Annotated in this window: 6 protein-coding genes, 4 pseudogenes and 1 other annotated feature; of the genes and pseudogenes, 5 read left to right on the top strand and 5 right to left on the bottom strand. The window is 42.2% G+C overall.

The window, feature by feature from the left end; genetic code table 11:
- Together FOR85_RS01560 and FOR85_RS01550 are read left to right on the top strand one after the other, a co-directional pair.
- Positions 1-1,001 (top strand): annotated as a pseudogene (locus FOR85_RS01560) (IS3 family transposase); the annotation flags it as partial.
- Positions 57-173 (top strand) — a sequence feature (AL1L pseudoknot). It overlaps the preceding pseudogene by 117 nt.
- Positions 1,002-1,400: 399 nt before the next feature.
- Complete coding sequence (locus tag FOR85_RS01550) at positions 1,401-2,462, top strand: ArsO family NAD(P)H-dependent flavin-containing monooxygenase (RefSeq protein ID WP_144296425.1); 1,062 nt, start codon at positions 1,401-1,403, stop codon at positions 2,460-2,462.
- Positions 2,463-2,547: 85 nt separating this feature from the next.
- On the opposite strand, the gene chrA is transcribed toward FOR85_RS01550, so the two are convergent.
- Both chrA and FOR85_RS01540 read right to left on the bottom strand, forming a co-directional pair.
- On the bottom strand, positions 2,548-3,756 hold the full coding sequence (gene chrA, locus FOR85_RS01545) for a chromate efflux transporter (protein ID WP_144296424.1): 1,209 nt from the start codon (positions 3,754-3,756) through the stop codon (positions 2,548-2,550).
- Between the two features lie 104 nt (positions 3,757-3,860).
- The gene (locus FOR85_RS01540) at positions 3,861-4,622 is read right to left on the bottom strand and encodes a sulfite exporter TauE/SafE family protein (protein WP_223808458.1); all 762 of its coding nucleotides are present in this window, start codon (positions 4,620-4,622) and stop codon (positions 3,861-3,863) included.
- A gap of 340 nt (positions 4,623-4,962) precedes the next feature.
- Here FOR85_RS01540 and FOR85_RS01535 point away from each other — a divergent pair, with 340 nt between their 5' ends.
- Positions 4,963-5,553: a recombinase family protein gene (locus FOR85_RS01535; protein WP_144296423.1), complete on the top strand. Its 591-nt coding sequence runs from the start codon at positions 4,963-4,965 to the stop codon at positions 5,551-5,553.
- A 161-nt stretch (positions 5,554-5,714) separates the two neighbouring features.
- Here the strand turns inward: FOR85_RS01535 and FOR85_RS01530 are convergent, their stop codons facing one another.
- From FOR85_RS01530 to FOR85_RS01515, 3 genes and pseudogenes are all read right to left on the bottom strand, one after another.
- The gene (locus FOR85_RS01530; RefSeq protein WP_144296422.1) at positions 5,715-6,929 is read right to left on the bottom strand and encodes an IS256 family transposase; all 1,215 of its coding nucleotides are present in this window, start codon (positions 6,927-6,929) and stop codon (positions 5,715-5,717) included.
- Between the two features lie 311 nt (positions 6,930-7,240).
- Positions 7,241-8,344 (bottom strand): annotated as a pseudogene (locus FOR85_RS01520) (RNA-guided endonuclease InsQ/TnpB family protein); the annotation flags it as partial.
- Positions 8,345-8,394: 50 nt separating this feature from the next.
- A pseudogene (locus tag FOR85_RS01515) lies at positions 8,395-9,481 on the bottom strand (IS3 family transposase).
- Positions 9,482-9,942: 461 nt separating this feature from the next.
- Between FOR85_RS01515 and FOR85_RS01510 the strand changes: the two are divergent.
- Complete coding sequence (locus FOR85_RS01510; RefSeq protein WP_144296420.1) at positions 9,943-10,713, top strand: hypothetical protein; 771 nt, start codon at positions 9,943-9,945, stop codon at positions 10,711-10,713.
- 89 nt (positions 10,714-10,802) lie between these two features.
- A pseudogene (locus FOR85_RS01505) lies at positions 10,803-11,089 on the top strand (transposase); the annotation flags it as partial.
- Positions 11,090-11,370: the final 281 nt, after the last annotated feature.

The raw sequence follows: 11,370 nt of genomic DNA, 5'->3' as shown, positions 1-11,370 counted from the left end.
CTTGAACGTGAATGCAGAGAACTCAAACAGGCCAATGAGATCATACGTAAGGCAGCGGCTTTTTTCGCCCAGGCGGAGCTCGACCGCAAACCCAAGTAATGGTTGATTTTATAGATGACCACAAACCACAATATGGAGTCGAGCCAATCTGTAGAGTACTACCGATTGCTCCATCCACATACTATCGTGCCAAAGAGCTAGAAGAAAATCCTGAAAAACGTTCACAGCGTAGTCAGCATGACGATTTCTATCTTAATGAGATTAAACGTATTTGGAAGGACAGCAAATGCCGTTATGGTGCGCGTAAAGTCTGGAAACAGTTGAAAGCAGAGGGTATACATCCTGCACGCTGCACTGTAGAGCGTTTAATGCGGCAGCATGGCATGCAGGGTGTTTGGCGAGGTAAAGGTAAGATAACGACTAAGTCTCGTGATGGTCAAAAGCGTGCTGATGATTTGGTTAATCGTAACTTTAATGCCCATCGCCCTAACCAGCTATGGGTTGCTGATTTTACCTATATAAAGACATTGAGTGGTTGGGTCTATACTGCCTTTATCATTGATGTGTTTGCTCGCGCTATCGTTGGCTGGAAAGTATCAGATCGTATGAACACTGATATGGTGATGGCAGCACTAAACCAAGCCATTGCAGACAGAAACCATCCTAAAGATGTGATTCATCATAGTGATCGCGGCGTTCAGTACTTATCCATTCGCTATACTGATAAGATGGCTGATTCTGGCGTCATTGCATCTGTTGGTACAACGGGTGATTCATACGATAATGCGTTGGCTGAAACGGTTAACGGGCTTTATAAAACAGAGGTGATTGAATATTTAAAACAGCAGTGGCGGGATGCGTGTGATGTTGAATTAGCAACCCTTGAATGGGTCGATTGGTTTAACAAAACTCGCATTCATAGTACGATTGGTTATGTGTCGCCTTTTGAGTTTGAGAGACGATACTATGATAGTTTTATTGAGTCAGACAAAGCTGCCTGACTCAAGCAATCCACTCTCCGATATAGTCGGGGCGGTTCAATATCACCGGCTTTATACTTTAATAATATCTCAGCCATTTGTGATCTGGCTGAATTGCTGGTACAGAGAAACAATACCTTTTTCTTATTTGAATGTTCCATAACCTAACCCTATTAAAAGACTGTACATATGAAATATTATATATACAATATTTCATATGTACAGTCTTTTAATAGTTATTATTGGCTTTAGTTAGTGAAATGATATTTTGGAGCGATGCAAGATTATTTGCATGATAAGCTGAATCAAGATGTCGATAAAAATTTCGTCAAAACATGTCTTCAATTAAGATCTGAAGAGTAAAAAGCAAGCCTCAGTATGAGCAATTGATTTTTCTGGTAGCAGACACTAAGGAGCATTATGTCAATTAAAGTATTCGACACCATCATTATCGGCGGTGGTCAAGCCGGTTTAGCCGTTGGCTACTATCTGAGACGTGCGAAACTTGACTTCATCATTCTTGACAATCAAGACCAAAGTGGCGGCGCGTGGCAGCATACTTGGCCATCGTTACGCCTATTTTCTCCTGCTCTTATGAGCTCCTTGCCAGGTCGCTTGATGCCAAAAGCAAAAGATGGAGAGTATCCCCATAGAGACGAGGTCATCCATTACCTTGCTGACTACGAAGAACATTATAAGTTACCAATCTACCGACCTTATCAAGTCCAAAGCGTACAGCGTGATGATGAAAACAATTGCTTACGGGTGACTGATGGAAGTTTTACATGGTTGGCAAAAACCGTCGTGAGCGCAACGGGAACCTGGAGCAATCCTATAATTCCTTCTATCAAAGGTCAGCAAGCGTATCTTGGGGAGCAATGCCACTCCGCGCATTATGAAGGCCCAGACGCCTACAGAAATAAGCGCGTATTGGTAGTAGGTGGTGGTAATTCAGGTGCACAAATCTATGCGGAGCTGGCTGAAGTGGCTAACGCCAGCTGGGTAACACGTGAGCCCCCATTGTTTTTAGCCGATGATGTCGATGGACGTGTCCTGTTTGAAAGAGCAACAGCACGTATTACTGGCAGCAATAATGGTGATCCTGAGGGCGGTATCGGTGATATCGTCATGGTGCCTCCCGTCAAGGCGGCACGTGACAAAGGGGTTTTACATTCAGTACCTATGTTTAACCAATTTACTGAACAAGGCGTCATTTGGGCTGATGGTAGTGAAGAAACGATAGATGCCGTTATTTGGTGTACTGGGTTTGAACCAAATCTTGACCATCTAGCACCTTTAAATGTCTTAGAAGCTGATGGAAAAGTGCAAGTTAAAGATGGGCAAGCGGTCAAGGAGCCTCGGTTATGGTTATTTGGTTATGGTGACTGGGCAAGCCCAGGTTCTGCCACTCTGATTGGTGCTGGACGCAGTGCTAGAGAGAATGTTCCCACTTTGCTAGATTTTTTGCTAAGCGAGTCTTAAATAGCGTAATGACTTTACGAATATAGGATTGCCACAATGCGATTAAACAAACTCTGCAAATAGCTCTTTCATGTTTACTTTCATCTTATAATGTTAGTAACCATCCAGCAGCTCCGCAGCTTATAACGACTAGCCAAGCTGGTAATTTCCAGAATATTAAAGCAACCAATGCGATCAATGCCAGACCAAAATCTTTTGCTTCAAAGATAGCGCTTGTCCATACAGGTTGATAAAGCGCTGCCAGTAGCAAACCAACGACCGCAGCATTGACGCCAGACAGAGCAGCTCGTGTCCGCAAATTTTGTCGTAGACTCTCCCAAAACGGCAGGGCACCCATAACCAACAAAAACGATGGCGCAAAGATAGCTAATAAACAAACCATACCGCCCAACCAACCATTAGGAGCTTGGTTCATCGAACTCCCAAGAAACGCTGAGAAGGTGAATAAAGGTCCTGGTACTGCTTGCGTGGCTCCGTAACCTGCTAAGAAAGTATCGTTACTCACCCAACCAGCTGGAACAACCTCAGCTTGTAATAATGGTAACACTACGTGCCCTCCACCAAACACGAGCGATCCGGCGCGAAAGAAGGTATCTATCATAGAGAGCGTATGGGTTGGATATAGTGTGGCCAGCAGCGGCAAGCCAATTAGCAGTGTAAAAAATAAGGATAACCAAAATAAACCAACCCGACGTCTGACAGTAATAGGCAGAGAATCGTGAGCCATCGTTTTTTCAGGTTTGAACAATATCAGTCCAATAATGGCAGCAATAGCAATGACGCTAACTTGGCCTAATGCAGAGGGCACTAAAAGTACAAAACAAGTGGCCAGAGCCATAATAGAGATTCGAGCGACATCGGTGCAGAGGTTTCGACCCATTCCCCATACTGCCTGTGCAACCACAGCCACTGCCGCTACTTTTAAACCATGCAGTACGCCAGATGGAATAATATCCCCATAACTGGTAATACTCATGGCAAATAGGATTAATGCTATAGCAGAAGGTAAAGTAAAACCAGCCCAAGCAGCAAGAGCACCAGAATATCCTGATCGAGATAATCCTATGGCAATACCAACTTGGCTGCTCGCTGGTCCTGGTAAAAACTGACAAAGCGCGACTAAGTCAGCATAGCTGTTCTCAGTTAGCCATTTTCGTCGTGTCACAAACTCATCGCGAAAATAGCCCAAATGGGCGACAGGACCACCAAATGAGGTTAACCCCAATCTCAGGAAAATAAGAAAAACGGTCCACACGGACTTGCTTTCAACTTTATAATTATTATGGTGTACCAAGAATTGCTCTCCTCAGCAGAACATTTTCGCCAAATTATCGAATATCGATAATTTAGCACAGTTGCGTAAGTCAACGTGGCTTGTTTTTAAACCAGTATCGTTAGCTAAAGAACCTCGACGTTTTGGACAATCATCACTACGCCACTAACGGCCATTAATAAGATCAGTAGTACTCTAAACTGCTTAACATTCATACCTGCTAAAAAACGTTTGCCTATGATGTTGCCAACTATGGCACCAAGTCCTAATGCAAAACCATAAATCCAAAGATTGATGGTCAATACACCAAAAAAAGTATAACTACCAATCTGAGCGAGTCCTACAAAGAAAGAATTGGCTGTTTTAGTAGCGACTAAATCCTCTTTTTTTAGTCCTGTATTCATATAAAACGGATTAAGCACAGGCCCTAAACCACCGACGAGTGTGCTAATAAATGCAGTGATAAAACCTAGAGGCACAAAACCCAATTTAGGCATATTAAAAGACTTCTCTACTTTGCCAAAACGATACTGGAAGACGGTAGATATCAAAAATGCGCCAACTAATAATTGAATCCAGCTGCCATTGAGACGGCTAAATAACAGTGCAGCTAACCATGTACCAATAATAGCGCTTGGTACGTAATACTTTATTAGCGACCAGTCGATATGGTGCCAAAATAAATAAAGGCGCGAAGGACGGCTAATGAAATTACCCAAATTGATGACAGGTGGCGCAGCTGAGGTTCCTATCAGCGCAGAGGTAACAGGTATGAGCAAAAGCGCACCGCCACCTCCTGATATAGTGGAAATTACAAAAGAAACCATACCGGCTAAGAACAGTCCTACAAGGTGCCAAGTAGGAATCGCTTGTAAAATATCGAACACAGTTAAGCTCCAATATTGACAGAGGATCTCAAAACCTCTTTAAAGTTATATTTTATTTAAATTCGCAGACTATACCCCAAGGGAACTAGTTATTTTGCCCTTCTAATCTATTAACAGACTACTTAAAACAGACTGTTAACATGGAACCATCTATAACAGACTTTTGAATTATAGGGCTGGTTGCTGTGCTTTTCTTCTATCAATAGACTATACCCAAAACATAAAACCTTTAAACGATAATATTACTATCATTAGACTTGTTACTATTATTAAATGATAGTAATATCTTGCAATTATCAATGAACATTAATTATTAAGTCTAATTAATAAAGGTGGCGTTATGACCGTTCGTATTTATGTGAGAGCCAGCACTAAGGATCAAGATGCTAAGAGAGCCTTGTCTGACTTGATTAGCTTTAGCCAAAGCTATAATGATAACCATGTTGAGTATGTTGAGCATTTCAGTGGTACAAAGCTCGATAGGCCAGTATTAGCTAAGCTATTAAAGGACGCTGATCAAGGCGATATTCTGCTGGTTGAAAGCGTGGACAGATTAAGCAGGCTATCTCAAGATGATTTTGCAATTCTAAAGCAGCGCATCAAAGACAAGGGCTTGCGATTGGTGGTGGCCGATCTACCAACCACGCATACGGTAAGTAAGGGCATGACAGGTGAGATCCTAGCAGTGATTAACCATATGCTGATCGACTTGTTAGCAACGATGGCAAAGCTTGATAACGATAAGCGTAGAGAGCGTATTAAGCAGGGGTTAGCGAATAGTGGTTATAAGCCCACAGGTAAGAAAGCCAATACAGTGAAACATAATCGTATTAGAGAGTTGGCCAGTCAAAACAATATGACGAAAGAGGAGATTGCTAAGGCGGTTGGTGTTGGGGTGGCTACGGTTTATCGGGTGTTAAAGCAGGGATGATAGCTGAGGTTTTTTAATTGTTTATTTGCCTTCTTATAGACACAATGCGATCAGACATATAATTATTAATCTTATAGATTCTAATCATACATTCTGATTCGAAAAAATTGCCTCCAATATAGCCGGGGCGGAGACCATCCCGAATTCTGTGTAACTGCCGTTTAGATTAAATGCTTGCTGATACGGTCATCAAACATAATCATAAAGCGATTTAAAGCAGACGTCCAGTTACGGATTGGCATCGACCACTTTTTAGAGGCCTGCTGGGTTGCCAGATATACTACCTTGAATGCTGCCTGATCAGAGGGAAACACCTTACGCTTATTCACCGCCGTTCGAATCACGCTGTTTAAAGACTCAATAGCATTGGTGGTATAAATCACTTTTCTGATGTCTTTCGGATACTCAAAGAACACCGTTAAGCCCTCCCAGTTATTGCGCCAAGACTTGATGACATGCGGGTACTCTTTGCCCCATACTTCATCAAAGTGCTCAAGGTTGGCCTCTGCTATCTCAAGCGTATCAGCGCCATAGATGGCCTTTAAATCAGCTGCTACGGCCTTTTTATCTATCCAGGGTACAAACTTCATCGAATAGCGTACCATATGTACGATACACAGCTGAACCTGAGCGTTGGGGTAAACGGTATTGATGGCATCAGGGAAGCCCTTTAAACCATCAACACAGGCAATAAGAATGTCCTGAACGCCGCGGTTTTGTAGTTCAGTGAGAACGCCTAGCCAGAACTTAGCGCCTTCATTCTCTGATAGCCACATGCCAAGTAACTCTTTTTTACCATCAAGTCCTACGCCTAGCGCCAGATATATAGCCTTGTTGATGATCTGCTTGTCTTGGCGTACTTTAACGACAATGCAGTCTAAATAGACGATAGGATAAACACTGCTCAGCGGCCGGTTCTGCCATGCAGTGATGTCCTCTAAGATGTTGTCAGTGACTCTTGAAACCAAGCTACTTGAGATATCGACATCGTAGAGCTCTTTAATGCTCTCTACAATCTTGGTGGTGGTTTGGCCCTTGGCGTAAAGAAATATGATTTTATCATCAAGCCCTGAGATACGGGTTTGATGCTTGCGCACAAGTGTAGGTTCAAAAGCGCCGTCTCGGTCTCTTGAGGTGGAGATTTCAAGATCGCCTGTGTCGCTACGGACGGTCTTTTTAGTGTGCCCGTTGCGCTTGTTAGGCTTATCCGCCTTTTGATGCTTGGGATAGCCGAGATGGTCTTCCATCTCAGCTTCAAGGGCAGTATCGATAAAAGATTGCATGAGCTGCTTCTGGAAGTCTTTGATGTCATCAAAGCTTTTCATGCTACCAGCCATTTGCTCGGCCAGTTTTTTAATGTCAGATTGAGTAGTCATTGCTTATTCTCCGGTTAGTGGATTATAAGCAGTTACACACTTTTTAGGAAAGGCTCGTCAGCTCAAAACTCTGCTAATCAATCAAGTAGCGCTTGGATCAGTCATATGGTTGAATGGGTTAAAAAAGATCCTAAACGCTTTACCAAACGTCCTATGCAAGAGTATTTGGACGATGAACAAGCGCCTAGATTCTGAATTCGCTTCACCCTGGCATAAGCGGCTTAAAACCTGATGAGTGGTTCTTAATTTTTTACAATTATGTTCGTAGAGGTGTCAAAATGACTAACAAATCAATTGACTTCCTCCCCTCCCTAAAGTGAGGGGATTCCTACAGCTAGACGGTCAAGCCCGACCGCGAGGATGTTCTTAGCAGCATTGATATCTCTATCATGCCATGTGCCACACTCAGCACAAGTCCATCCTCTTATTCCAAGACCTGCTCTACCTTTCGGACTACTACCGCTTATTTTGCGACAGTGCGAACAGGTCTGGGTAGTGTAACTCTCATTTACCATCTCAAGCTGACAACCTGCATGCTTGCATTTGTATTCCAGTTGTCGTTTAAGCTCAAACCATCCTGCATCGTATGTTGATTTAGCTAGATTGGTTTTTTTAGTTGTAAATGAGCGAGATTTAACTTCACCAACCACAATTAAGGCATTGTCTTTAACAAGCTTGGTGGTGAATTTGTGTATGAGGTCTTGGCGTGTATTTTTAATTTTGGCATGGATTGCCTTCACACGCTGTTTGTTTTTGGCTCTTTGGGCAATGGCTAGCTTTTTAGCCCATTTTTGCGTTTGTTTGGTTGTCAGCTTGTCACCATTTGAGGTGGTGGCACTGTCTTTAAGTCCTAGGTCAATGCCAACGCTACCTTTACCACTCACTTGTTTGGGAAAGTCTTTAACGGTAATACAGGCATACCATCTTCCTCTTGCGTCTTGTACGACATCAAGGGTGTTGATTTGATATAGACTTAGGTTGTAGCTATCAAAGACATCTATGATGAGCTTTTGACCCTTAGAGAGCGATAGCTGTATGGTTGATTTCAGTGCTTTTTTGCCTGTTTGTCTTGTGCTTAGATACTTAATAGCAGACTTTTTAAAGGGTATCCAGCCTAGGCTTTTACGTTTGGCATCCACACGGTTAGTTCGCCAATTTAGTTTGGCTTTTTTAAACTGCTTACGAGATTTGGCGTGAGTCTCGTTGATGGCTTGCAAAGTTTGTGAGTGTAAACCTAAATACTCACCACTGCCTTTGGTGTAAGTATTTAGGTCATAGGCTGAGAAGAACTTGCCTGTTCGCCTTAGATGTTTGTAACTCAGGTCATTAACATAGTTCCACGCATAGTTAACACTCCCAGCTATTTTGTTTAGCTGGTTTACGTGTTTGTCTTTGATGCGTAGCTTGAGTGTTTTTTAATGTAATTGGGTAACCCTCCCAAACTTAAGACACCTAATAAATAGAATTAAGCTGCCTGATTGAGTTTCTGTATCGGTGTAAAACCGCCATTGCCCATGTTTGGGCGCTTATGATTATAATGGTATAACCAGTTTTCTGCTTGTGCGCGTACCTGCTCTAGATTATCAAACAGCTCCTGATTTAACCAATCATATCTCATGGTTCTATTAAAGCGCTCTACATACGCATTTTGCTGTGGATTGCCAGGTTCAATATAGCTTAAGATGATACCTTGCTGCTCAGCCCAGTCTTTGAGCGCATTGCTGATGTATTCAGGGCCGTTATCGCATCTTATCTGCACAGGTTTGCCTCGGTACTCAATAAGCTGATTAAGACTGCGTATGACCCTCCCGGCCGGTAGCGAGAAGTCGACTTCAACGGTGAGTGCCTCACGGTTGTAATCATCAATGACATTGAACAGTCTAAAGCCGCGGCCATCAGTTAAGCTGTCGTGCATAAAGTCCATGCTCCAGCTTTGGTTAATCCTATCAGGTACTGCTAATGGTATTGGTTTAGCACGTTTAATGCGACGCTTAGGCTTGATTCTAAGGTTGAGTTCAAGCTCGCAGTAGATGCGATATACCCGCTTATGGTTGTACGGCAGTCCTAGCACATTACGCAAGGCTAAAAAGCACAAGCCAAAGCCCCAGTTCTTGTTCTCATCAGTCAGTTTGATAAGTAAGTCCGCTATTTGCTGGTTCTCATCTGTTACCACCGACTTGTGATAATAACAGGTGACGCTGATGTTAAAGATGCTACAAGCTCTGCGGATACCAAACCACGATCTTCAATGTAGTGACAAACCAACGCTTTGCGCCTTTGGGGCGCTACCACTTTTTTGACATAGCATCCTGTAGGATGTCGGATTTAAGACATTCATCAGCGTACATCTTTTTAAGGCGGGCATTTTCAACTTCAAGTTCTTTTAAGCGCGCAATCAAAGAGGCATCCATGCCGCCATATTTAGATCGCCAGTTGTAGAAGGTGCTTTGGCTGATGTTATGCTCACGGCAGAGCTCGGTAATAGGGACGCCTTGTTCGGCTTGTTTTAGGATGTTGACGATTTGGTTGTCGCTAAAGAGTGTCTTTTTCATAGGATTCTCCTGCTGGTGTATTTTAGCAGTTAATCTCTATTTGTAAGTGTTCTTATTTATTGGGGGGATTACCATTGCACTTTCGATGCGAGTCCGCCACCTCTTTTATAGAATACTTTTATAGAATAGTCTTCCAGTGCTTGTTTTTTGTGCGTATTTTTGACGGTTTTATTTTGATAAAGCTACCTTGTCGATATATTGAGGACTTTTTAAAACTATCTTTTACTTTAGCAACCAAAACACGTTCGCTCCCATCTGTACTGGCTAAAAGACGAGTTTGGTTGAGAGAGGTGTTAAGATTATTGATATAACTTGTGTCATTTATGATATATCATTTGAAACATGGCTTACTTAGTGAGTATTTGTGCCAACAATTACGGTCGTATTCCATCAAATTTGCGTAAGTCCTAAAATACAAAAACTTACCCTTAATCAAATTGTTTATTAAAAAGGAACTGGTTATGACAAACTCGAAATTTACTCTTAACAGTGATGCTATAAAAAGTAATATTTCAATAAAAATTATAAGCTTAACATACACCACCCTTTTGGTTGTAGCTATTAGTGGCTGCCAGTCTTCAAAACAGCCTTCGGCTACTCGGACAACAAAAGTCATTCAACCACCCAAGCAAACTTCTACGGTAGTAACCAACCACTCATCATCTAGACATGTTCCACATAACCCATCAACTGTTGCCAAACCCTCATTTACTGAAATACATTTAATCACAGATTCCAATCATCCTCAGTCTGTGCATGGGTTCATACCGCCATCTTCTATCCCTGAATCATGGCGCCTAACCCCTATTACCACTTCTGAAACAGATTCGGCTTATAAAGCAGAATGGAAAAAGTCTGAAATTGGAAGAAAGTGTCCTTTATTGGTCCTTCCCTCTACCGCTAATTCTCATCTCATTGATAGAAATGTGCGGCGTGCCAATTTTTCAGGAGGTTGGGGCGTGGCTTATGATTTACCTGATGTACGTAGTGCCTATGGTGTTGCGCTTTCAGGAATAAGTGACCCTGTAGGTAAAGGCAGTATTTGGAATGACTACCATGTGTACCAAGATGGCACTGAGTTGACTTATGGGCGTGAAGGGGGTGATCCTAACGGAAAATGGTTGGCTTATTTGACGTTAGGCGATAATTATTGCTTCTATAATATTTGGAGTAAACAGAGTAAATCACATTTAGAACAAATTATATCAGATTTACGAGTAGTCAAGCCTTGACCTTTTAGCTCTTTACATCGTTGTGATGTATGCTGAAAAAACCGTAGACAAAAACTTGGTAAACTAAAGAAGACAAATAGGAGTTTACCATGACTAAGAAAGTTAAGAGATATAGTGAAGAATTTAAAGCAGAAGCGGTCAAAGCAATAGAAAATAATGGTGGCAATGTCAGTGGCACAGCAAGGCAGTTAGGGCTACCAATGCAAAAGCTAGCTAATTGGCAACGGAAAGCTAATCAAGGTAAGCTCAAAGGTACTAAACAGTTTGATTCTGAATTAATGGCCGTTATTGAAGAGAATAAGCGTTTAAAGCGAGAGTTAAAGATTGCACAAGAAGAGCGAGAGATACTAAAAAAGGCCACGGCGTACTTTGCAAGGAACGGTCGTCATGGGGATGTACTAGCTGACTTTTTGAATTCTTTAGATGATGGCAGATAAAAGCCAAGGAAAATTTTATGTAAGTGTTTCTTCAAGCCAAATGACAGTTACACAGAATCTATTAAACCTTCGTCAATGAACCGCCCCGACTATATCGGAGAGTGGATTGCTTGAGTCAGGCAGCTTTGTCTGACTCATTAAGGCTATCATAGTATCGTCTCTCAAACTCAAAAGGCGACACATAACCAATCGTACTATGAATGCGAGTTTTGTTAAACCA

The sequence above is a fragment of the Psychrobacter sp. YGAH215 genome, assembly GCF_007280595.1.
GTDB lineage: Bacteria > Pseudomonadota > Gammaproteobacteria > Pseudomonadales > Moraxellaceae > Psychrobacter > Psychrobacter faecalis.
This window is presented reverse-complemented; position numbering and strand designations above follow the sequence as displayed.

Excerpts from the sequence above, each read along its gene's own strand:
- FOR85_RS01550 (WP_144296425.1), top strand. The coding sequence starts at position 1,401 with ATGTCAATTAAAGTATTCGACACCATCATTATCGGCGGTGGTCAAGCC.
- FOR85_RS01535 (WP_144296423.1), top strand. The coding sequence starts at position 4,963 with ATGACCGTTCGTATTTATGTGAGAGCCAGCACTAAGGATCAAGATGCT.
- FOR85_RS01530 (WP_144296422.1), bottom strand. The coding sequence starts at position 6,929 with ATGACTACTCAATCTGACATTAAAAAACTGGCCGAGCAAATGGCTGGT.
- FOR85_RS01510 (WP_144296420.1), top strand. The coding sequence starts at position 9,943 with ATGACAAACTCGAAATTTACTCTTAACAGTGATGCTATAAAAAGTAAT.